Genomic DNA, 23,074 nt, shown 5'->3' with positions numbered 1-23,074 from the left:
CAGTCACCTACCTATTATTCACTAATGAAAAGAAAAGGAGGTAGCGAAATGCAACTGAAGTATGGGAAGCACATTAATATATTATCTATTGTTCTAACTTTGTTCTCTTTTTCCGTAATTGTAAGTTTCTCTACCTGGTTGAATGGATATTCAATTCCCAATCTTTCTACAATGCTTAAGGTAACAATGTTGAGTGCATTTATTCTTGGAATTATAGGGTTTAGACAAGAGAAAAGCGCACTAGCGATTATCATTATGGGAATATGTGCCTTTGCTCTAGTCGTTCTATATACTTATGCGGTTATAAGTTTTCTTGAGCATTAAACACCATGAAAAAGCCTCTTCTAATGATTGAGTGCTGAATCCAAGAATTGATTTTTGAGTGTTATTTTCATGATCTTTTACAATGATATATGGAACGCCCTGTACCTTAAAGGATTCAAACTCTTCTTTTCCTTCTGGGGTATTAGGGGTACCGCCCCATCGCTATCAAGCTAAGATAAATTTGTATCCATATAATCAAAAAAACGCTATTCTTTTTGTAGAAATATACAGAAAGGATGGCGTTTTTGATGAATCCTATCATTTCCAATGAACTGAATCTTTTCGCACAAGAGCTACAATACTTTTTATCTCCAATAGTCCTACAAGATATCGCCAAACAAGTTGGTTTTGTACAGCGATCTAGTAAGTATCTAGCAAACGAACTCATTGCCCTTTGCGTATGGCTCAGTCAAGAAATCGCTAGCACATCGCTTACACAATTGTGCAGTCAGTTAGAAGCCTCAACTGGGGTACTGATGAGCTCAGAAGGATTGAATCAACGCTTTAATCCAGCAGCTGTCGCATTTCTTCGAGAAGTCTTTACTTCTCTTCTCACACAAAAACTCTGTTCAAATCACTCGCTTTCTGCACACATGATCTCTACTTTCAATCGTATCCGTATTTTAGATGCGACAGTGTTTCAACTGCCTGATCATTACGCCACTAACTATCAAGGTTCAGGCGGGAGTAGTAATACGGCAGGCGTGAAAATCCAATTGGAATATGATTTACTTAGTGGTCAATTTCTTAACGTGCAGCTTGGACCAGGAAAGAATAATGATAAAGCATACGGTACCATCTGCCTTGAAACCGTAGAGGCGGGTGATTTGTGTTTACGTGATCTTGGCTACTTCGATTTAGGAGACTTACAAACTATTCATGATAAAGAGGCTTACCATATCTCGCGGTTGAAGCTGAATACACGCATTTATATCAAGAACCCTGAGCCAGAATACTTCAACAACGGCACGTTAAAAAAGCAAACAGAATACATCCAGCTTGATATGGCACAAATGATGTCGGGTCTAATCCCAGGTGAAACGATAGAAATCCCCGAGGCATACATTGGCCAAAATCAGAAGCTTCCAGCACGTGTCATTTTCCATCGTTTAACCGATGATCAAACGCAAACACGCCTGAAAAACCAAGCGATACGTGAAAAGAAAAAAGGCATCGTCATGAAGGAGAAAAGTAAACGTTTAATGGGTATGAATGTATATATCACGAACACGTCTCTAGAAGGAGTACCAACGAACTACGTGCACTCATTGTATTCACTTCGTTGGCAGATTGAAATTTTGTTTAAAACGTGGAAGTCATTTTTTGAAATTGATGAATGTAAAAATATTAAAAGAGAACGCCTAGAGTGCCATTTATATGGACAACTCATCGGCATTCTCCTCTGTTCTTCTACGATGTTTCAAATGCGACAGTTTCTGCTTGAAAAGACAAAGCAGGAGCTGAGTGAATACAAAGCGATTTATATGATTAAAGATTACTTTCCGTTACTGTTTCAAGCGATAGCCGTTGGCACAGAAGAAATTTTAAAAATTCTGCATCGTCTTTATCTGCTGCTCAAAAAGAACGGTCGTAAATGTCATCGGTATAAGAAGATGACTGTCTTTGATATTCTAGGGATTGTGTATAAAACGACGGTGAAGCATAGACAATCTGCCTAGCGAAAAAATCACGTTTTAATAGGCTTCTTTAGCATGCCTACTTTTCTATCAATTGCTAGTTTTGAAACAAGGATCGTTTCTTATCTAGTAATTTACTTGGTTAGCTTGATGGGCATGTGGTGGGACCCCTTTATGAGTTATTAGAAAAATAATTGTCTATATAAGTCTTTATTTTTTCAAAATTCTTTTCCATAAATAAGATTGCTGGTACTTCAATTATTGGAAGATTATTTTCATTATCAAAAGCTGGACACGGTTTGGGAACTACCAAATAGTCAACTGAGTTTTTATCCCTGATATAATTAATTGAAACATCATAATACTCAGAGAAATATTCCTTCAAATCATCCTGATTCCTTAAAAATGGTAGAGAAAATATTGAACCATAATTTATACCAGCGTCGACAATTAATACAAAGCATATTTTTTTCATGATACACCCTCCTCGTATAATAAGTTTTAAGTTAATAACTGTTCCTTGAAAATTAAATAGTTTTTATCTTCAAGAGCTACATCAAAAAAATGATGTATGGGTAAAATTTAGTCTTGGATAAGGTAACACTGATAAAAACAGATTTCCTTTTTCTTTATATTCAATTAAATTATATCATTATTTTACATAAATTTACAGACTTTGTTTTTTTATTTTATTGGTAAACTTATGCTTAGCATGAATTGGAGGGATATATATGATAGATTATAGAATAATTTCAAGAGAAAACTATTCAAATAAGATTGGAGAGCTTGTAACAATGCTTGAACATACAAGAGATGTTACATTGAGCGAAATCTCCAATTTAAACCAAAGGGTGCTTTACTTGAGAAAGTCACTAGAAGAATCAAATGATAACTATGAACTGCCCCCAATTGCTAGGTTTTGTTTAACAATTGGGGGCAGTTCATTTATAGCGCATAGGTAATCAGCTTTTTGTTAATCATGAGGTAGATATTTTTAACTAAAAAACTAATAATGGAAATATATTACATCTTATGACCCGTTTTTACACGTATCTCGGCTGAACCCCTGATAGGCTTTATGTTCATAAAGATTATCAAGGGAAAGGTATAGCTTCAGCTCTTGTTGATATGCTTGAGTTAGAGGCAAAAAGATTAAACTTTTTAGAGATTATCACAGAGGCCAGTATTACTGCCAAGTCATTCTTTAAACACAAAGGGTGCCACGTAATCTGTTCACAAATTATAGAACGTAAGGGCATTAAATTAACTAATTATCGAATGGCTAAAAAGATAATAGCATAATTCCGCTCTACTACTAGCTATATACTCTATAAAGGCATCCATATTTTGAAACCACAATTTATACCAAAGTAGCTGTTTGGCCCCAGGTTAAGAAAACAACTATAAATTCATCACTAAGCTAAAAACCGATTTCCTTAGCGTACAGGAAATCGGTTTTTTCTTTGCTAGAAGTTGCTTAGCGTATAATTTCCACGTTTTGTCGGCAGGACCCCTTATATGGAATCTTGTATAATGTCGTACTGAATTTAAGTATGCCTAAATGGACTGCACATATGGTAGCTACGATACTTTCCCTTGGTAGTGCCTATCAAGCTTTTGTAAATTTTATTTAATTTTTTTGTATAACACGCAACAAAAAGGTCGCCACTCACGGCGACCTTTTTTCTATTTCACTTCTACCGTATAATTCCCTGTTCCCCCGCCATACTGATACACATGTAAATAATATTTTCCTGGATACGTGTAGTAACTTCCTACTAACTTATTTCCTTCTTGCTGGGCATACGTAACATAATTATTTAAATCTGCTTCTGAATAAAGAACCCAGTTTACTCCGATATTATTTTCCTTTGTTACATTAATTTGAAGGTTTTTCGCCGTTTCTATATTAATTTCAAAGTAATCACTCGTATCACCATTTCCTAAACTAGCACGTAAAACTTGATTTAATTGCAGTTTATTTGCTGTTTGGAATGAGTTATTTGGCTCTTTTTCTACACTGTTATCTTCTTTCTTTTGAACAGTTACAGTCGATGTAGCAATATTAGTTGCTCCTTTATCGTCTGTTACTGTTAATTTCGCCGTATACGTTCCTTCTTTTGTATACACATGAGTTGGATTTTGTTCATTACTTACAGTACCATCACCAAACTCCCATTTATAAGAAACAATTTTCCCATCTTCATCTTTTGATCCATCGCTTTTAAACGAAATTGCTTCATTTATATTTCCGCTATATGGACCATTTATAACCGCAACTGGCGCTTTATTCACAGCACCTTCTTCTGTATTAATACCGTGGAATACAACGTCATATTCAAATTGTCCTGATGCATTCACACGGTAATTTACGAAGTAAGCTGTTACTGTTTTATAGCCTGACCATTCTTTTGCACTTAAACGTTTTAACGTATCATTAACATTTTGTGTAATTGTTTTCCAGTCTTCATACTCTCCTTTTGCAGTAGTTCCTGTATACGTTCCTTGCAGTGTAAATGTATTAAAAAACTGTGATTTATTTTTCTTTACTGATACATTACTTAATTTTGCTTCTGCTGTAATTTCTGCCGCAATATCTGAAACTGGTTTTGGTGCGTGAGTTGCTAAATAATCATCTGACACTAATGGAACATTATATTTCTCACGGTTATCTACTAACATTTGCATATAATCTTGATACTCTTTATTTAAATTCGCATCTTTACTTAATGCAGAGCGGTATGCATCATATGCTGTTACATCATTTTTTCTAATAAGATCATGAATTTTGTCAAACATATCATATCTCTTATTGTACATGTACGATTGTAAAGCGAAGGAATAATTATAGAAATCCCACGTTCCATACTTTGCATTTAACGTTCGCTCTGCCGTATAACGCTCTGCTGGATTTGAAGATATCCCTCCTATAATACTCTTTCTCGGTACAACATTATCTGTTCTCGTTGCCCCTGCAAAAAACTCCGCATTCCCTTCTTCAAACCAAGATAATCTCTCATTCTCATAAATCTTACCTTGTCCCCAAAGCCCTGGCACTTCATATCTACCTTGTAAGTAATGCGTAAACTCGTGTCGGAACAATTCTTCTAAACTGTAAATACTTTCTTCTGGCGTACGTTCATAAGTAAAGAACGTACCTGTTCCTTCTATATAAAGACCGCCGTTATTCGTTTCATATCCGTATAATTGACGATTAAATTGATACTCAGCTGGACTATTATAAATAACCATCGTTAATACATCATCAGGATTTCCTTTTTCTAAAGGTTGGTCACTTTCAACTGTACGATGGAATTGTGCCTTCACTTCTTTTGCCGCCCAATATAGACGCTTTACTTTTTCTTCTGTCACTTTATCTCCAGCTTTTAAAACAATTGCACCATCATCAAACGTATACGTTTTTGGTAAATACTTTTTCTTCCCATCTTCTCGTATTTGATCTAAATTAACAACATTTCCATTTGCATCTTTCCCACCATAATTCGTCGAGATTTGCTCAGCCGCTACGAAATATTGCTCTCCTAAATACGGATACATTTTCATCGCGTCTGTTACAACTTGTAGCCCTTTCGTTCCTGTACTATGGAACGTACCAAGTCTACCAGTATAATAAATACCATTATTAATTAACCAACCATTCTTCGCCGTCACCGTTCCAATTAAGGCAAAACGACTTAATTCATTAATATAGCTATCAATTTTTTGGTACCATACTGTATCTTTCGGTGCTTTTCTCGTATCGTACAAATACGATTGAATATCGTAATCAACACCTTGCATAATATCGTAAATCGCATTTCCAGCTGATAGATTGTCTACCAATGTAGAAAAATTATCGTTATATTGTTTAAAAATCTTTGCAGCTGCTGTTATCGTTTCCACATCACTCGAAGCATTTCCTATTAACTTTCCGTATGATGATACAACTCTATTTTGTTCTAATGTACCGAGCCTGAAATTCGGATTGCTTGCGATTGTTTTCAATGCAGGTAAGCATTTATCGTGATAGCTCCGTTCATTTAGTTTGCTTAATTCTGTATTATAAAACCCTAAATAGAAACCAGATCGCAATACTTCTACTAAAGTCTCAATCCCTTTGGAATCATCTTTCGTATAAGCTTGTCCTTGCTGCTTCAATTTATCAATAATTGCCTGCATCCTACTATCATTTTGATAGAATGCAAGACTATCCTTATTAAACTGAAATAGACCCGTAATTTGCTCCCAATTGATTGTTACGAGTAAATCTACTAACTGCTGATTGCTCAATTGATTTAATTCAGCAATTGTATAAGCTTTCGCTGCAGCTAATTGCTTACTTTCCTTCTTCACTTCAGGCGGTCTTTGCGACAAATCAGCAAATTGTAGCCTTTTCTCAAAAGACTTATTTTCAAGTACTTTTGATGAGTGAGCTAATTCTTGCACTGGTAGTTGTACACCAACTGGCTCCATTTTGAGCACATTCCGATAAGAAACTTGCTCTCCCTTTGTACTTTCTGCCAATGTGCTCCCTTGGAAACTCCCTAACATTAAACTAGCAAAACTTACCCCTACTAACACTTTTTTTGAATAGCCTTTCATACTCTCCCCTACCTTACATTTTTTAGTGTCCCGCACCATTATTTTACTATTCTTACTTTTTATTCTGTATTGAGAAAAAATAAGAGAACGTTCACATATGTATCCATGTCTTGTAATATTAACACTTGACTTTCCGTGCATTTTATATCAAAAAAAGATAGATAATAGCGAAATTCCTGCTACATCTATCCTCATTTTCAACGCTATGATTTTAACTTTATAAACGTAACTTCCGGTAATGTTTGCATATGCTGAATAAACTCATTCTTTTCTTCTGACGATATATTTTTCAGCTGCATCCCTACCTTATAAACTATTTCTGCTTCTTGCTGTAAAGCTTCCACTTCATATGAAAGTATTGGGATGCCTTTCACTTGTAGTGTTTCTAATATTTGTTGTACCGCCTCATGTTTATTTATATACATTTGTACTGTTATATTTTGCGGAAATAAAAATTGCACTTTAAAAATACGACTTACAATCTCTAAACCAATTAAAACGAGAATCGTCGCTCCAATTCCTACTACATACATGCCAGCCCCAATTGCTAATCCAAGTCCTGCAGTGGCCCATAAACCAGCAGCTGTCGTTAATCCTTTCACCGCCTGCTTTTGAATAATAATTGTCCCTGCACCTAAAAAGCCTACTCCACTAACAACTTGCGCTGCAATACGGCTCGGATCAAGAGCCATATGTTCTTCATTCATAATATCTGAAAAGGCATATTTCGAAACGACCATTATTAAAGCACTTCCTACCGCTACTAGGAAATGTGTTTTTAATCCCGCTTCTTTTGATCGAATTTCCCTTTCAATACCAATTATTGCTCCTAACAAACCCGCAACACCGATTCTTATAATTAGATCAACATTTACACTCACGAGCCCTTCCCCCTTTCATTCATTATAGATAGATGAAATAAAAATTATCACACGAATCCATTTATCGATATAAAAGAGTTTCATTAAAATATACTTAATATCCCAAGTGATTTATGTTAATATTTTTAATATTAACATAAATCGAATTCAACCTACTTTTTATACGAAAAACCATAAACTGTACTTTCCATTTAAAAACGAGATATGGATTGTATAAAATGAGGTTGAGAAAATTAAGAAAACGTTTTCATTTTACATCGTAATTTTTTTAAAATACTACATCAATAAAGGAGATTACCGACAATGAATGTCTCTTTACTAACACCTACTATCGATTTACAAGAAGAATACTTAGATTTTTATACAGAATGGAAAGATAGCGGTGAAACGATGATTCCATGGGTTATCTCAAAAGACCCTTCTAATTTCACGGCAATGATTCAAGAACTTCACGATGCGCATAACGGAGTAAACCTTCCTGAATCTTGGGTACCAGACTCTACATATTGGCTCGTCACAGATGAAAATAAAATTATAGGGGCTGTGAATATACGTCATAGTTTAACCGAACATTTATTTAACGCTGGAGGCCATATCGGTTATGGCATTCGTCCTTCTGAAAGAAGAAAAGGTTATGCTACGAAGTTATTAGAATTATCGCTAGAAAAAACGAAGGAATTAAACATCACAAAAGCACTTGTCGTTTGTGACGAAGTGAATACTGCTTCTGAAAAAACAATTTTACATAACGGTGGGCTTCGTGATGATGATTTCACTGAAGAAGATGGAAATGTAGTAAGAAGGTTTTGGATTGAGCTATGAAGAAGTCATCTAATGAAAATAATCTTACTATAGAGAAATATAGTAGAAGTAACGAGCTAAAAGTAAAACAACTTATTGATTTATATAAGGAAGACTCTTATGTATTTAACTTATTACGAGATAGTAAAACAAAATGTGCATATGTTGCCTGCTATAAAAAAGATGTAGTAGGCATCTTTCTCACCTGGAACAGTAGCTTCCATCCATACTGCACATACTTTCGAATATATACGAACCCCTTCTATTCAGAGCTACACATAGAACAATTTTTATTAAACGAGATGCTAAAACGAGAAAATTTCAAATTACCATTACAAACCTCTATATGGGAAACATCGGCTCATTTAAAAGCCTATTATGAAGAACATGATTTTACGGAAATCCGAAGAACTTATATGCCAATATTAGACGTACAAAAAATCATCCCTATCGATACAATGCTTCATTCAAATTATGATGTACAAACCTTACCAAACATCTTGTCTAATAATATCTTCTTTGAAGAGCTAGCTCACTTAGTAAAAACGAATTATGAGGATACTCACTTAGCAAATCCTGTTGCCTCATTTCCGCTCGAAGCTTGGAAAGAAAAGATCTTAGCTGATGATGTGTTACTAGATGGGAGTTTTGTAATGATAGATGGAGAGAATAAAATTATTGCATACTCTTTCCTCCATACATCAGAAAAGGAAAATACGGTAGAACTAGGATGGGGCGGGACTCACACTACAGAAAATTTATCCTTACTGAAACTACTCGTTTTCAAACAAGCTATGTATGCAAATAAACACGGTTATTCTTTCATTCAAGGTGAATTCGATTCAACGAGTATACATGCAATGGAAATATTAAAATCCTTTCCTTTCAATCCTTGTGCTACTTGGATTACATATCAAAAAGAAGCCGGAAAGTGATTATACACCTTCCGACTTCTTTTATACTGCTTCTATTTCAAACTGCACTGTAATACCGCTAGGATCTACTACTGTAAATCCGTTTGTATTTTCGTTTACTTTATGTTGTTTTTCTATTAATCTTTCTTTCACTTCATCTAACGCTTCTTTATGCGGTAATACAATTGTATACACTTTAAGTCCAGTTGCATGTGCGGGTGGGTGTGGATTATTTACGCCGTTCCACGTATTTGCACCTATATGGTGATGATATCCTCCTGCAGAAATGAATAGGCAGTCATCTTCGCGTTGTTGCACTTCAAATCCTACTGTCTCTACATAAAACTCATGTGACTTCTCTACATCAGCTATTCGTAAATGTACGTGCCCAACGACAGTATTAGCAGGTAATCCATCAGCCTCATAATCAACTAGCGTTGCCAGTTCTTTTAAATCTAGCGGCGTACTTCCCCCTGGTCCTTCTCCCCATTGGTCACGCGGACGATCTGCGTAAATTTCAATACCATTTCCCTCTAAATCTTGTAAATAAAACGCTTCGCTATACGTATGATCACTTGCACTATTAAACCTTGAAATTGGTAAAATTTCATTAGAATATGTATAACGCCCTTCTTGTTCAGCTGGGCTATCAATTACATTCTTATTACGAATCACCCCAAATAATGCCGAAGCAAAGGCTTCACGAGTCGGAACTAAAAAGGCTATATGATATATACCAGTCGTACGTGGCTCTTGCAGTACCCCGTCCTCTAACTTTTCCAGAACAAGTAACGTGTCCTTTCCACCTTTTCCTGATAAATATGCTTTATTCCCCTCTTGCTTAATTACTTCTAGACCTACTACATTCTCATAAAAAGCAATTTGGCACTCTAAATCTTGCACTTTAAATTCCACATGACCAATACGTGTTTTCGGATGAATTTGTACCATGAATAACTCCCTCTCTAGTTCCCTTTAGTTTTTTATATAAGTTGAATGGCGATATTCCCATTCAACGAATACACCTTAATTTTGTTTTTTCGTTGCATCAATTTTTAGCCATTTTTTCGATATGTCACTTAATGTGCCATCTTGCTCTAATTCTTTCAACGCTTTATTTATATCTTCTAACTTTTCACTCTTTTTTGCAAATGGAAATGCAATCTCTCCCCATTCAAGTGGACCAAATCCAACTTTCACATTATCTAGTTTTGCCTTTGTTATTGTCGTTTCCACTTGAACTTTATCATTATAGTAAGCATCCACGCGTCCAAGCCCTACTTCATTTAATTCTGCTGTTGGATCTTCCGAGAACGTTTTAATTGTAAAAGCATTGTTTTTATTTAAAGCTTTTAACTCTTGTTCTCCCGCTGTACCAAGCCCAACACCTACAGTCTTTCCCTTCAGATCTTCTAACGATTTAATTGCATTATTATCTTTCTTAACCGCGAAAACAGATCCTGAATACACGTATGGGATTGAAAAATCATATTTCTTTTTTCTTTCCGAAGAAACGGATAATTCATTTGCTATTGTATCAATACGACCTGAATCTAATAAACCGAATAATCCTTCAAAATCAGAAACATTCCACTCCACTTTATATCCAGCCTTTTTAGCAGCTGCTTCAATAATCTCAGCATCAAACCCTTTTACTTTCTCACCTTCTTTAAAAATAAATGGGCTACGCCCTGCGGAAGTCCCAACTTTCACTACTTTTTCATTTGTTTTTTCGCTTGCTTTATCCGAACCACAAGCTGATAAAACTCCAACTGATACTGTTAATGCTAATGTTAGTAATAATGATGATTTTCTCATAACTCTTCCTCCTAAATAACGAAATGATTGCCTTCTTCAGAAGCATTTAGTTGTCGTAAAAATTTTTGTGTGCGTTCATTTTTGGGATTCCGAAAAATTTCTTCCGGCGTTCCCTGCTCTACAACAATGCCATCAGCCATAAATATAATGCGATCTGCCACCTCTTTCGCAAAATTCATTTCATGTGTAACAATAACCATCGTTATATGCTGCCTTGCCAAATCTTTAATCACTTGCAATACCTCGTTCACCAATTCTGGGTCGAGTGCCGAAGTCGGTTCATCAAATAGTAATACAGCAGGATTTAAAGCCATTGCCCTAGCTATCCCTATTCTTTGCTGTTGTCCACCTGATAACATTGATGGATAAGAAGCCTCTTTATCAGCTAAACCTACTTGTTTTAATAGATTTCTTGCTATTTTCTGTGCTTCTCCTTCACTTTTTTTCTGTACAACTGTTAATGGCGTTGTAATATTTTGTAATGCTGTTTTATTTTTAAATAAATTATAGTTTTGAAAGACCATAGCTGTTTTTTGGCGTAATTTTATTATTTCCTTTTTATAAAATCTCTTCGCATGAATCTCTAAATCTTCAATTCTAATCCTTCCATCCTCTGGTTGTTCTAATAAATTTAAACATCTTAATAATGTCGATTTACCTGAACCAGAAGGCCCAATAATGACTACCACTTCTCCTTTATTTACAGTAAGTGAGATTCCTTTTAGTACGTCATTATGCTTGTAAGACTTATACAAATCTCTTATCTCAATCACATATATCACCCATTCCTTTTACAAGTACGGTGCATCAAGTTTCCTTTCTAATTTTTTCTGTCCCCAGCTAATTACAATTGTAATAATCCAATATACAATCGCTACCGCTAAATAACTTTCCATATAACGATACGATTGTGCCGCTAGCATTTTCGCTTGCGCCAAAATTTCAGCCACCCCAAGTGCAAAAGATAATGAAGATTCTTTTAACAATCCGACAAAATTATTTCCAAGTGACGGTACTGCGACACGAATAGCTTGTGGAAAGATAATCTGCCGCATAGCTTGTGCCTTTGTCATTCCAACTGATAAACAAGCATCCATTTGTCCTGATTCTACAGCATTTAAGGAGCCTCGAATAATTTCTGACAAATAAGCAGCATTATTTAAACTGAGCCCAATTAGAGTTGCTTGCATTGCTGTAAGCACTGTAAAGGTCGGGGATATTTGCGGCAATCCGAAATACAACACAAATAATTGAACTAATAAAGGTGTTCCTCTAAAGAAAGATATATATACTCTTGCAATAGAATATAAAAATTTCGTTTTGTTTTTCGTTATGATCGCCAAGCCAATCCCTATAACAAAAGAAATAATCATTGAAACTACAGTAATCCCTAACGTTATGTATACGTACTTAAATAATTGCGGAAAACTTTCTAAAAAATACGTTACATCAAACTTCACTCTATCCCCCCTCTCTAAACAAAAAACTCTTCTTACACATATAAGAAGAGTTGAATGTTAATCCATTTCCCCCCATCTTCCAAACGCTTCATACGTTTGCTGGAATTAGCACAGTACTTTTGTAGCCTGTTGCTGAGATTTCATCGGGCCAGTCCCTCCATCTCTCTTGATAAGAAAACTAATAATTTTTTCCATTTATTTAGTTGTTATTATGAAGAATACATTCTATTATTGATAATGTCAATAGGAAAACTAAGAATTAAATTCAATACTTTTTAAGACTGTTTTACTCCTGCTAAAATGCATTATATCTTGAAGTGTAATATTAATCGCACTGAAAAAGCCATTACTTCTATCAAACTTAGAAATAATGGCTTTACTTTAGTATTATACTTATTTCATTTTATGTACTTCAGCAACTAACTTTCCGCCCTGAATGCCCATATAGAGTTTCACAGGTGCATCATTCGTGTTTTCAAACACTAAGTCTAAGTATGGATAAGCAATCGTAGCATCTCTTCCTTGTGGAACATAGCCTACTGTTTTAGAATGTGTAGTTCTCTCTACCATTTTCAAACCAGCTTGATCTGCTGCATTGTATAATGTTGATGATGTTTGACAAACACCACCGCCATATCCATCTACTAATTTACCATCTACAATTTCTTTTCCTAGTTGATATCCTTTATCTGGCGTTGTATCACCAATTAATGCATTGAAAGAGAAACTGTCTCCTTTTGCTAATACAACTCCATTTATGCTCGCTGCTGACAAACGAATATTCTCAATACGACCACCTGTTGAGCCACCTAAATTCGTTTCATATCTACCAATTACCGTGCCACTTCCTTGTGCATCATTTAATGTTGCGGTAGGTTTTTTCTCAACAATAGGTAATTGATATGAAGAATCCCACATACCAACGTTTAATAATTTATTTACTAACTCTTTTTCCATTAATTCAAAAGAAGGCTTTCCTTCTTGCCAACTTCCGTCAGATGTTAAACGTGAAGGAACCATCTTTTTGTCAACGTTTTTACCAACTTCCTTAGCAACCTTCTCTACCGATTTTTTAAATTTTGCTTCATCTTCAAAATAGCCTAGACTCGATAAATCTAACTTTTTCACTTCCGTACCAGTTCGACCATCAACTAAACTAATAGAATCCTGTACTTCTGCTTTAGCCTCTACCGTGTGGCCACCAATATCACTTACTAATGCAACATCACTTACTTTTGTACCACAACCACTCACTACAGCTACACATAACACCCCAACTAATATACCCTTTACTTTACGGAACAATATACTCTCCCCTTTTTCCCAATATTACTTTTATGTATTATTTCATTTTTATGTATGTTTTGTTACAATCATTTTACAATATATTTATAAATTGTTACAAGTTATTTTTTACTCTATATAAATTACTCTTTTCTTTTCCAAATGTCTATACATATTTATATAAAAGTTTGAGTTTGATAGAATTGTAACCTTTATGTAACCCCATTGTATTATCCAGTATATACCATAAAACGAACGGAATACAAATGTAAAAACTCCATATTCTTATTTACAAAGAAACATCCTATGAACATACATAGGTATTTGCCGTGCCACCGCTCCGCTTTTGCACATACATTATGGTGAATTTAACCTATTTTAAAGAAATGGAGGATGTTTTATGTACCCCTACAATCCATACGATCCATATAACCAAAATGCTTATCAGCCTGAATATGATTTACAAGCACAATACCAACAATATATAGATCCAGTAGAACAAGTTAATCCATATGATCAAAATCGACAATTCCAACTTCCAATCTCTTTTCCTGGTACTGGAAACCGTCAACTAGAAAGACGAGTAAATGAACTTGAGCAAAGAGTACGTCAATTAGAAAACACGGTTGAGCGTCATACACGTAGATTAAACCGCTTAAACCAACGTTTACGTACAGTAGAAAACAGACTGAACATTCCATTTTCAGCATTAGAAGACGGATTTTAATTTCGAAAATAAAAAAATATATAAGGAAGGGGACTCCCCCTTCCTTATATAAATTGACGAAAGTTTTTTCCATCTCTATACTGATAAGAGTTAATGAAATGAAACAAGGTGATAAATATGGATTTTGAAATAAATTATCTTTCCTTTTATGTTGTACAGGTAGAAGGAAAAGGCGAAGCTGTTGATAAACGCTACAAACATTTTCAAACATTAGACGCTGAAGAGTACGAAGATAGCTCCTTAAAAGAATTTTTGAATGGTGAATTATTAAAAATTTCAAAGCGAAAAGTAGAACGCCATGCGAAAACAGAACAAGCTCCGACAAAGATCGGTCGCTTCATTGTAGAAGAAGGACACGAACTTGATTCAAACCCTCATTACAACCTATTTAATCGCATTCGCTTTGCAGAAACTAAGGAAAACTTCAAAGATATGAGCGAACCTCTCGTTTATACATATCTTGACACAAGTGCTGTACGCGGTGGTGTATTTTTAATTGCGCAAGCAAAACTACGCAAATACTTTGATGATCCATTCGTTTTCGTTATGAAATGTGACTTTGAACCGAAAGTCGCTTCAATTTCAGATGAATCCACACTAATTCGTAACGTTGAAATGGCCATCACAACAAAAAACATGAAATCTATCCAATATCCGTACATGCCTGAAGAAGGTATGGTCGAAGTGGGCGAACTAAAAATTCACCAAGCATCACACGCCCGCTACTTTGAAGACTTCTTAAAATTCGTCGAGTACGAACGCTCTATGCCTGAAATTATGAAAACACAAGTAATGGACATGGTATACGACCAAATTGAAGATGTATTTGAAGAAGGTACGGAAGAACGCGAACAATTCGACCAAGCAATGGAAGTATGGGCTGCCAGTCCGAAACGCGAAATTATGGAACAATTCTCAACCGAAGAAGTAATGGAAGCTACCGCTCAAATCGTAGAGCATGCTCCTGAAGTGGAATTAAAGCTAAAAGCGGATCATATCTCTGTGAAGGCCCTGCTTGCTGATTTCGGGGATCAAATACATATCGCAAAGGTAAATGACCGATACGTATTAATGATTGAGGCTGATACACTTACGTTCGAGAAAGGCTTCTCTCCAATTGAGTTTCTAAAGCCGGATGAGTTGCAAGATGTGATTGAGCGGATTGAGAATAAGCAGCAGTATTCTTATGATCCGAACGGGATTGAATAAATCCTTCCATATAACTATTTTTACTGAGCGCTTTTAATAAGCGCTCTTTTATTTGGTACATAGTTGACATTTATATAAAAAACCGATTCTACTAAGAATCGGTTTTTCTACTTTATAACAAAATATACTTATGTTTAAAAATCATTTTTGATCCAAGATGACATTTGTTGCAGAATCAAGTACATCCCTACCTTGCTATACAAGCGTATTTCCATTAGAGATATCTGCCTCAATGTTTCTAGTTGACCAAGTCCTTCTATAAGTTTTTAATATTTTTCCTTTTAGTCACTATGCATGTTGTTAAAATGAAAATTTCACTTTACTACCTCAAATTTATTGTACTCGTAAAAAGATAATTGAAAACGATATTCTGGATGCTCTCTCACCCAATCATAGGCTTCTTCTAAAATATCCATGATATTTTTCGCTTCATTAAGTTCACTACATTCGTTCTTTTTCTGTTTGCACAGAGGACAGAATCCATTCACTATTTTGGCACTCGTTGCCCTAATAGTTTTACTTTCTAAGTCAACTACTAGACGAAGAAGAAGAGAATGCTCTTCTTTTGTAGTCACCATCATTTCAGCAATCCCATCCTCATTCCAAAAGACTCCGTTTAATTCCATCTGTACGGTGACATCTTTGATATCCAAATCTATCACTATCGCACCCCCTGTATAAAATTCTTATCTTACTCTCCGATTTTAATCTTTAATAAACCACGATTTAAAGATATATTAAACGTTTTCCAATTTTTCTTCTTTGCTATAAGAGGAGGTATAATAGAAGCAAAAACTGTTACAATGCTAAAGATTGCTTCTATTTAACTCTACCCTCTTTCATTTCTATGGGCTCTTATTCTATTAATATATTTGAAAATCCTTACCACACCTTAATTTTCAATGCAATTATAATGGCCCAATCACAACAAATCAATTCCTATTTAATATGAATACTTTATTTATCGATCAATACAATGACGTAACATTTATGTAGATAGAAGTAGAGGAGAATGTCATTTAACCTCTGCATTCTCCTCCATCTCAGCCAAATACCTAATCTGCCTTTCCGCTTTTCTCACCGCCGTACGAAAATGCTTTTTCAGAAGTTCTACTGTAGCTTCACTAATATAATATCTTTCCGTTATACTTTCCCACGTATCACTACTTTCAAATGTACTCCAAACGAAAGGACGCTCTATATTTTTTCTCATTTCTTTAAATACCCATTTTCGCATCTTTTTTTTCGCTTTTTCTGTTAGTTTTCCGTTCTCTACAAGTTCAAGTTCACCGTGTCTTTTATACCGTTTATGAATATCTCTCTCGCTATATACTTTAAGAAGGATTTTGGCTGTATTCTCAGCATCCGCTAAAGCTCGGTGCTGCTTCCCTTCCCACGTTAAACCGAGCTGTTCTACTGCAAATTGTAAACTTGGTGTATGTTCAAATAATTCTTCATACGCTTGGAAAACAAACTTCTGCAAATCAAATTTGCTCTCTTTTTCCATACAGGGGCATTCTACACCGTGTAACGTACAATCATGAGATAGAAAACGATAATCTTCTCTTCCCCATGAAACAAATATAGAGTCTTCTCCAATAAATTGAATAAATTTCTCTATAACTTGAGGGAATTTCTCCACACCAATTAAATCTTTCTTTGTAATTCCCGTTAATTTTGTCGTATGACGAGTGAGTCGCGCACTCGGCTTTACTAACTCCGAAAATTCTCCAATTACCTTCATTGTACTTGCTTCTATTTTTACAGCTCCGATATCAACTATCTCTGACGGATCTTCTGATTTATACGGCCTGAAATTTCTCTCTATATCGAACACAATAAAATGTGTAGCGTTTTCCAATTTATTTACCTCTTTCTACATTCCTTTTCACACACATACTCTATTTTCAGTATTTATTTATTCATACACTTTATGCATGTAATAATTCGTCTAAAAAACAAAAATTCAATCTCATTATTATATGTACATAGAAGGTTATTCAATAAAAATGCAAAAAAAAAGAAGGGCAAGCCCTTCTTTTTTCCGTAATTACTTCTTGTTAACGTTAGTAGCTTGAGGTCCACGGTTACCTTGTTCTACTTCGAAAGTAACTTCTTGACCTTCTTCTAAAGTTTTGAAGCCGTCGCCTTGGATAGCTGAGAAATGAACGAATACGTCTTCTCCGCCTTCAACTTCGATGAAACCGAAACCTTTTTCTGAGTTAAACCATTTTACTTTACCGTTTTGCATGAAAAAAATCCTCCTACAATGTACCTATATGTACATATTCATTTTCAACCACTTTACAATAATACTTCAGACATTAAAAAACTGCAACCCCAGAGGAGATTTAACATTGCTATCCTCCTCGGAAGTTACAGCTCATTTAAATCTCTATATTATTAAAAGTAAAATGGTTTAGATATAATATATCATATCACTATAATAAAAGCAAAGTTTTTTTGCTAAATAACTTTTTTCTTCCACTGCATCGCTTTTGATTCACCTGATCCAGCTACAACATAGCCCTCTTTTTGGTTAACAATGCGCCAGCCATGCCCTTTAACTGAGTCACATACTGTAACAATTCCTTCTTCTAGAAGTACACGACAAACCGTACTAATCCCCGCCTTATTTTGCGTCGACGTTGTATATAGCACATGTTGATCTACACTTAAGGCTAAATAGCTACTTGCTTTCTGCTCACTTTGACATGTGTGCCAATATATTTTTTCACTCTCAATACTTTCATCTATTTTACAAAAAGAAATATTCCCGCTAATCCCCTTGCACGATCCACTGGCTGCTACTATATAAGAATTGTGTAAAGTCAACGCTGAGATCATCTGATTCATCACGATTTTAATCCTCTTTAATTTACGTGTTTCCAAATTAAAGAGCCAAACACCACCATATTTAGCATGTATTTTCGTACCGATAAATAAGTAATGTTTATATAAAAATAACGATCGAATAGATGGCGCCTCTTCACCATATTCAAGAAATGGATGAATGGTTTCCCATGTCGAACCGAAATCATTCGAATGATACAACGTTTTATCTCCATGAGCAATGACAGTTCCTTGTACATTACTACACACATTCCAACTCGTTGCTTTTGTTGGAAAACGCTGCACCGTCCAGTTCTCTCCACCATTCATACTACGAATAAAAATCCCTTCGTCACCTACACCATACACTACATTATCTTCGCTATGTAAATCCCTAATTCGTTTTTGAAAACCATTTAAAATTTGTTTCCATTCTCCGTCTTGTTCAATAAATAAGCCATTATATGTAGTAGCTAACATAAGTTTCCCATCTCTTAACTTTGTGATAGCGGTCGCACTTAGCATTGTCTCCACGTTGACACTCCCATTCTTAGAACTTCTCAGCAAATGCAATTGCAAAATTACTGCATTTTTCAACATCCTTTTTATCTTCTGGAGCTAATTCAATTTTCAACCCTTCTTGTACAAGCTCTGCACCGCGTTCTACAAGTTTCTCTTCAAATATCGTTACCGCTTCACAAAACAGTTCATACGCCGTATCTCCTGATCCGAATACCGCTACTTTTTTCCCTGATAAATCTATATTATCTAAGTCATCATGGAAATCTTCCGCTTCAAATGGTAATTCACCATCGCCCCACGTATAAGATCCTAAAATAATTCCATCATAGACTAACAATTCTTCTGCATCCATGCCTTCCATTTCTTGTAATACTACTTCATGATCAAAAGCATCCAAACTAACTTTAATTAAATCAGCAATACTCTCTGTATTTCCTGACATACTTGCATAAGCTATTAAAATTTTCGCCACTTCGGCATCCCCCTCTTACAATAAATGATTCTCATTCTCATTATATTAATAATGAGAATCAATTTCAATTGATTTTTTCCTACTTTTTTTACATTTCACATCTGACGAATCTTATTTCATTTTAAATAGCTACATTCATATTCAACTATTGCCAAATCTACTTTCAAACATTATTGTATTATCATCATTTCACATTTCTTATTTCAAATAAGAAATGTGTGTATATCTTACTCAATCATTAATCAATTTTTTCACTTTACAGAAAGAGGAGTCCTTATCATGAAAAAGTATTTTATTAGATTTTTAAAAATATCCTCTCTTTTAACGATATTATTACTAACTGGAGGCGCCATTACCTTATTCGGGACTTCATACGGTCATAATTTACGTGTCATTGCAGCAGAAAGTATTTTAACTTCTCAGCATCCACAATATGCAAAATTCACGTTTTTGTCTGATAAAGAATTAAATGATATTTCTCAATCCATTACAAATCCAATATGGAAAAATAGCGATTTCGTTGCTTCTAAGTTTTCAAAAAAAGAATTAGAAAGACGAAAAGATTTACCGCTAGATGTTTCAATTGAAACAATAAAGAAAAAATATAATGACCATTTTTTCGAGGGGAAATTAATGACCATTAGTAATCCGTTAAACGTAAAGCTTGTTACTCAACAAGGGTCAGAAGGGAAAGATGTTGGGGAAAAAATATATGTCATGGCAAAGCGGAATCATGCACTCGCCGCAGTAAATGCTAGCGGCTTTTCGGATGAAACAGGACATGGTGGTGGTAAAACTGGTATCGGCATTGTTATTGAAAACGGAAAGGTTATAAACACACCAAAAGATAGTAACACCCCTACCCTTATTAGTGGACTTACAAAATACGGACAAATGGTGTCAGGAGATTTTTCTGCTAATCAACTGTTAAATAAAAATGTCGTTTCCGCTGCTGGTTTTATGCCTCAGCTAATTGTAAATGGTGAAAAAATGATAAAAAATGACGGTGGATGGGGCTATGGTCCTCGAAGTATTATGGCACAGAAAAAAGATGGATCTATTATGTTTTTCATTATTGACGGAAGACAATCTCATAGTATCGGAGCCTCTTTAAGAGACTGCCAAGATATTCTTTATGAAAAAGGTGCTGTAAATGCGATGGCAATGGACGGCGGTTCATCAGCAACATTATACGCAATGGGAGATATTTTAAATGTCCCTTCCACCTTATCGCATAAATCACGCTATTTACCAAACGCATGGGTAGTAACTGCAAATCCTAAGCAACAAGTTCATGTAACAATAGACGGTAATCCTGCTAGCTCTCAAAAAATTTCTGAAATAACGAAGACTACTGCTGTAGCTATGAACAAATAGAAAAAGCACAGATGACTATACAATCATCTGTGCTTTTTTATTACTTTTTAAAAATACCAAACGGCTTCCCAACTGGTAAAACAACTTTTCCGAAGTGTGTATTTAACACTGCTGCTGCTGAACCATAGAAAGATAATAATGAAATAAGAAGTTCAGAATATGCTGCTAAATTATGCATTGCATGCGGCATAACACCTAAAGTACTTAATGAAAGACCGATAAATAAGAAATCAATAAGGACGAAAATCATAAATAATACTTTATGTGTTTCCATTGCACCAATTGTCATAAAGATTGTGAAAATCAAATATCCGATAAAGGCTACACCAAGCTGTTTTGAATCTGCAGCTTGTGCTAATTTTTCGCCAAATACTCCAAGTTGAATTAACCAAGTCATTCCAACACCTAACCAAAATAGGCCGTATGCACCGAATGCTGTTGTACCGAACGTATTGTTATGCTTTGCATCGTGAATGCACGCAAAGATTTGTGCGAATCCTCCTAAAAAGATTGCCCATGGTAATACAAGTGAAACGCCATCTGTTAAGCCTAACTTTTGAGATGATGCTACAAGCGTTACCATCGCTAATCCAAATAGACCAATTCCAGATGGATCTGCTGTTGTCATTTTCACATGATGTGTAGTAGATTGATTGCTCATATAAACCTCCTGATTATAAACATACTCGAATACAATACTTAAATCAGAAGACTATGTCAATGGTTTTTTTTGTATGTTGTCAGACTTTACATTTTATAATGATTGAATATACTTTCGACCACTTCATACGGTTTTATATTCACTTTTTCCAACTCGTGTATCGGCAACCATAACGGAATATACATCCCTCTATCTTTCAGTTCGAATTCTTCAGCTTTACCACTTCCGAAAACTCCACCTGTAATATGGGCATTATAATAATACTCCGTACCCTTATACTCCACCTTTGCAATCAGATGCTCCACTTTTATATGTACCCCTAATTCTTCATAAATTTCTCTCTTAGTTGCTTCTTCAGGTGTTTCTCTTTCTTCAATTCCTCCGCCTGGAAAAACATAATATGTTTTCCCTTCTCGAATACGTTTTATAAGAGCAATTTGTCCTTCCTGCACAATGATAGCTGCGCCGCGATTTCTTATCATTTTATTACCTCAATACGAATCGCAACTGTTCCCCACTTTTTCTCTTGTTCTTTCGTATATATTTTGTATGTACTTTCTAGCATTTCCTCTAAACTATCATTTTCACAATCCAATAATTTTTTATCAATTTGTTCGTACATTGCTTTAAAGCTTTCGTATCGTTTTATTTCCGTTACTTTTACAGTCATCATTTCCTCTGTCGTAAGGTTCGTAAATACAATATGGTCGCCTTGTTTTATAAGCTGACGTTTCGCATCGTATAAACGTACTTCATATACTTTTTTCCCTAATTGAATTGATTGAAAAGGTTTATTATATAATCCCATTTCGTATATCATTCATTCCACTCCTTTTCTATTCATTGCGCCTACTACTATTTTTGTGCATTACCGATTCATACAACACAGTTCGACTTATTCCAAATTGCATATAATATTCCATATCCATTACTTGCTTTAGAGAGGATGCTAAATTCGTTATGTTATATTTAAATCAAAAACCTGAATATAATAAATATGATATTGGTGATTATACTTATAGTAAAGTAGGGCCAACCATTTTTTCTTGGAATGATGAAACAAAATTAAAAATAGGTAAGTTTTGTTCATTAGGAGAAGAAGTCGTGTTCATACTTGGTGGTGAACATCGCGCAGACTGGATAACGACTTATCCATTTAATGCTCTTTTTGATGAAGGAGCACATATTACTGGTCACCCTTCTTCAAAAGGTGATATCGTAGTCGGCAATGATGTATGGATTGGTTATCAATCCTGCATTTTATCTGGTGTTACAATTGGTAACGGGGCCATTATTGGTGCAAAGAGTGTTGTTACAAAAGATGTACCACCATATGCAATTGTAGCTGGTAATCCTGCAAAATTTATTCGATATCGTTTCCCGCAGGAAATCATTGAAAAACTAGAAAATCTCGCATGGTGGGACTGGGATATTTCTGTTATAAAAGGAGCCATTCCATTTCTACTTTCCAACAAAATTGACGAGTTTTTTGCCTCGCCCGAAAATGAATCTATGTGATTAATACAAAAAGAGCATCCTATTCTTTCCGGATG

At 35.1% G+C, this 23,074-nt stretch carries 25 protein-coding genes, 1 pseudogene and 1 riboswitch; of the genes and pseudogenes, 10 read left to right on the top strand and 16 right to left on the bottom strand.

Features of this window, described 5'->3' with window-relative positions; all coding sequences use genetic code 11:
• The first annotated feature begins 48 nt into the window (after positions 1 to 48).
• Both KVT31_RS15965 and KVT31_RS15960 read left to right on the top strand, forming a co-directional pair.
• Positions 49 to 324, top strand: a complete 276-nt coding sequence (locus KVT31_RS15965) for a hypothetical protein (RefSeq protein ID WP_088097217.1) — start codon at positions 49 to 51, stop codon at positions 322 to 324.
• A 248-nt stretch (positions 325 to 572) separates the two neighbouring features.
• Positions 573 to 2,003 carry an IS4 family transposase gene (locus tag KVT31_RS15960; protein ID WP_088097218.1) on the top strand — a complete coding sequence of 477 codons (1,431 nt, stop codon included), beginning with the start codon at positions 573 to 575 and terminating at the stop codon, positions 2,001 to 2,003.
• 130 nt (positions 2,004 to 2,133) lie between these two features.
• On the opposite strand, the gene KVT31_RS15955 is transcribed toward KVT31_RS15960, so the two are convergent.
• The gene (locus tag KVT31_RS15955) at positions 2,134 to 2,436 is read right to left on the bottom strand and encodes a hypothetical protein (protein WP_086404148.1); all 303 of its coding nucleotides are present in this window, start codon (positions 2,434 to 2,436) and stop codon (positions 2,134 to 2,136) included.
• 256 nt (positions 2,437 to 2,692) lie between these two features.
• Here KVT31_RS15955 and KVT31_RS15950 point away from each other — a divergent pair, with 256 nt between their 5' ends.
• Positions 2,693 to 2,923, top strand: coding sequence for a hypothetical protein (locus tag KVT31_RS15950; protein WP_088097230.1), 231 nt, complete (start codon positions 2,693 to 2,695; stop codon positions 2,921 to 2,923).
• A 118-nt stretch (positions 2,924 to 3,041) separates the two neighbouring features.
• Positions 3,042 to 3,263, top strand: a pseudogene (locus tag KVT31_RS15945) (GNAT family N-acetyltransferase); the annotation flags it as partial.
• A gap of 384 nt (positions 3,264 to 3,647) precedes the next feature.
• Here the strand turns inward: KVT31_RS15945 and colA are convergent.
• Together colA and KVT31_RS15935 are read right to left on the bottom strand one after the other, a co-directional pair.
• Positions 3,648 to 6,563, bottom strand: coding sequence for a collagenase ColA (colA, locus tag KVT31_RS15940; RefSeq protein ID WP_088097231.1), 2,916 nt, complete (start codon positions 6,561 to 6,563; stop codon positions 3,648 to 3,650).
• A gap of 203 nt (positions 6,564 to 6,766) precedes the next feature.
• Positions 6,767 to 7,444 carry an MgtC/SapB family protein gene (locus KVT31_RS15935; protein WP_088097232.1) on the bottom strand — a complete coding sequence of 226 codons (678 nt, stop codon included), beginning with the start codon at positions 7,442 to 7,444 and terminating at the stop codon, positions 6,767 to 6,769.
• A 303-nt stretch (positions 7,445 to 7,747) separates the two neighbouring features.
• Here KVT31_RS15935 and KVT31_RS15930 point away from each other — a divergent pair, with 303 nt between their 5' ends.
• Both KVT31_RS15930 and KVT31_RS15925 read left to right on the top strand, forming a co-directional pair.
• A complete protein-coding gene (locus KVT31_RS15930; RefSeq protein WP_088097233.1) occupies positions 7,748 to 8,266 on the top strand; it encodes a GNAT family N-acetyltransferase in 519 nt (172 codons plus the stop codon).
• Positions 8,263 to 9,180 carry a GNAT family acetyltransferase gene (locus KVT31_RS15925; RefSeq protein ID WP_088097234.1) on the top strand — a complete coding sequence of 306 codons (918 nt, stop codon included), beginning with the start codon at positions 8,263 to 8,265 and terminating at the stop codon, positions 9,178 to 9,180. The genes KVT31_RS15930 and KVT31_RS15925 overlap by 4 nt, the downstream gene beginning before the upstream one ends.
• A 21-nt stretch (positions 9,181 to 9,201) precedes the next feature.
• Here KVT31_RS15925 and KVT31_RS15920 read toward each other — a convergent pair whose 3' ends face one another.
• From KVT31_RS15920 to KVT31_RS15900, 5 genes are all read right to left on the bottom strand, one after another.
• A complete protein-coding gene (locus KVT31_RS15920) occupies positions 9,202 to 10,110 on the bottom strand; it encodes a VOC family protein (RefSeq protein WP_088097235.1) in 909 nt (302 codons plus the stop codon).
• A gap of 75 nt (positions 10,111 to 10,185) precedes the next feature.
• Positions 10,186 to 10,977 (bottom strand): amino acid ABC transporter substrate-binding protein, encoded by a 792-nt coding sequence (locus KVT31_RS15915; RefSeq protein ID WP_088097236.1) that lies wholly within the window; start codon positions 10,975 to 10,977, stop codon positions 10,186 to 10,188.
• Positions 10,978 to 10,988: 11 nt separating this feature from the next.
• Positions 10,989 to 11,750 carry an amino acid ABC transporter ATP-binding protein gene (locus KVT31_RS15910; RefSeq protein WP_088097237.1) on the bottom strand — a complete coding sequence of 254 codons (762 nt, stop codon included), beginning with the start codon at positions 11,748 to 11,750 and terminating at the stop codon, positions 10,989 to 10,991.
• Positions 11,751 to 11,768: 18 nt separating this feature from the next.
• Entirely contained in the window at positions 11,769 to 12,437 is a 669-nt protein-coding gene (locus KVT31_RS15905) for an amino acid ABC transporter permease (RefSeq protein ID WP_088097238.1), read from the bottom strand.
• Positions 12,438 to 12,506: 69 nt separating this feature from the next.
• Positions 12,507 to 12,613, bottom strand: a riboswitch (SAM riboswitch).
• A gap of 217 nt (positions 12,614 to 12,830) precedes the next feature.
• Positions 12,831 to 13,742 (bottom strand): VanW family protein, encoded by a 912-nt coding sequence (locus tag KVT31_RS15900; protein WP_088097239.1) that lies wholly within the window; start codon positions 13,740 to 13,742, stop codon positions 12,831 to 12,833.
• A gap of 379 nt (positions 13,743 to 14,121) precedes the next feature.
• Here KVT31_RS15900 and KVT31_RS15895 point away from each other — a divergent pair, with 379 nt between their 5' ends.
• Positions 14,122 to 14,448 carry a hypothetical protein gene (locus KVT31_RS15895; protein WP_088097240.1) on the top strand — a complete coding sequence of 109 codons (327 nt, stop codon included), beginning with the start codon at positions 14,122 to 14,124 and terminating at the stop codon, positions 14,446 to 14,448.
• A gap of 117 nt (positions 14,449 to 14,565) precedes the next feature.
• Positions 14,566 to 15,657, top strand: coding sequence for a DUF3900 domain-containing protein (locus tag KVT31_RS15890; RefSeq protein WP_000345047.1), 1,092 nt, complete (start codon positions 14,566 to 14,568; stop codon positions 15,655 to 15,657).
• A 314-nt stretch (positions 15,658 to 15,971) separates the two neighbouring features.
• Here the strand turns inward: KVT31_RS15890 and KVT31_RS15885 are convergent, their stop codons facing one another.
• The 5 genes from KVT31_RS15885 to KVT31_RS15865 all read right to left on the bottom strand — a co-directional run bounded on the left by KVT31_RS15885 (position 15,972) and on the right by KVT31_RS15865 (position 19,483).
• Positions 15,972 to 16,319 (bottom strand): hypothetical protein, encoded by a 348-nt coding sequence (locus KVT31_RS15885; RefSeq protein ID WP_140392518.1) that lies wholly within the window; start codon positions 16,317 to 16,319, stop codon positions 15,972 to 15,974.
• Between the two features lie 353 nt (positions 16,320 to 16,672).
• Positions 16,673 to 17,518 (bottom strand): exonuclease, encoded by an 846-nt coding sequence (locus tag KVT31_RS15880; protein ID WP_088097241.1) that lies wholly within the window; start codon positions 17,516 to 17,518, stop codon positions 16,673 to 16,675.
• A 189-nt stretch (positions 17,519 to 17,707) separates the two neighbouring features.
• Positions 17,708 to 17,908: a cold shock-like protein CspB gene (cspB, locus tag KVT31_RS15875; protein ID WP_001179148.1), complete on the bottom strand. Its 201-nt coding sequence runs from the start codon at positions 17,906 to 17,908 to the stop codon at positions 17,708 to 17,710.
• A 215-nt stretch (positions 17,909 to 18,123) separates the two neighbouring features.
• Positions 18,124 to 19,023, bottom strand: coding sequence for a WD40/YVTN/BNR-like repeat-containing protein (locus KVT31_RS15870; protein ID WP_088097242.1), 900 nt, complete (start codon positions 19,021 to 19,023; stop codon positions 18,124 to 18,126).
• A gap of 16 nt (positions 19,024 to 19,039) precedes the next feature.
• The gene (locus tag KVT31_RS15865; RefSeq protein WP_088097243.1) at positions 19,040 to 19,483 is read right to left on the bottom strand and encodes a flavodoxin; all 444 of its coding nucleotides are present in this window, start codon (positions 19,481 to 19,483) and stop codon (positions 19,040 to 19,042) included.
• Between the two features lie 279 nt (positions 19,484 to 19,762).
• Between KVT31_RS15865 and KVT31_RS15860 the strand changes: the two genes are divergently transcribed.
• The gene (locus KVT31_RS15860; protein WP_088097244.1) at positions 19,763 to 20,860 is read left to right on the top strand and encodes a phosphodiester glycosidase family protein; all 1,098 of its coding nucleotides are present in this window, start codon (positions 19,763 to 19,765) and stop codon (positions 20,858 to 20,860) included.
• 40 nt (positions 20,861 to 20,900) lie between these two features.
• On the opposite strand, the gene KVT31_RS15855 is transcribed toward KVT31_RS15860, so the two are convergent.
• The 3 genes from KVT31_RS15855 to KVT31_RS15845 form a co-directional block, all read right to left on the bottom strand.
• Positions 20,901 to 21,521 (bottom strand): acetate uptake transporter, encoded by a 621-nt coding sequence (locus tag KVT31_RS15855; RefSeq protein WP_088097245.1) that lies wholly within the window; start codon positions 21,519 to 21,521, stop codon positions 20,901 to 20,903.
• A gap of 86 nt (positions 21,522 to 21,607) precedes the next feature.
• Positions 21,608 to 22,003, bottom strand: coding sequence for an NUDIX hydrolase (locus tag KVT31_RS15850; RefSeq protein ID WP_088097246.1), 396 nt, complete (start codon positions 22,001 to 22,003; stop codon positions 21,608 to 21,610).
• A complete protein-coding gene (locus tag KVT31_RS15845) occupies positions 22,000 to 22,341 on the bottom strand; it encodes an ASCH domain-containing protein (protein ID WP_088097247.1) in 342 nt (113 codons plus the stop codon). The genes KVT31_RS15850 and KVT31_RS15845 overlap by 4 nt, the downstream gene beginning before the upstream one ends.
• A gap of 140 nt (positions 22,342 to 22,481) precedes the next feature.
• Here KVT31_RS15845 and KVT31_RS15840 point away from each other — a divergent pair, with 140 nt between their 5' ends.
• Positions 22,482 to 23,039: a CatB-related O-acetyltransferase gene (locus KVT31_RS15840; protein ID WP_088097248.1), complete on the top strand. Its 558-nt coding sequence runs from the start codon at positions 22,482 to 22,484 to the stop codon at positions 23,037 to 23,039.
• Positions 23,040 to 23,074 lie beyond the last annotated feature (35 nt).

It is taken from the genome of Bacillus sp. GbtcB14, assembly GCF_019091205.1.
Taxonomy (GTDB): domain Bacteria; phylum Bacillota; class Bacilli; order Bacillales; family Bacillaceae_G; genus Bacillus_A; species Bacillus_A cereus_AG.
This window is presented reverse-complemented; position numbering and strand designations above follow the sequence as displayed.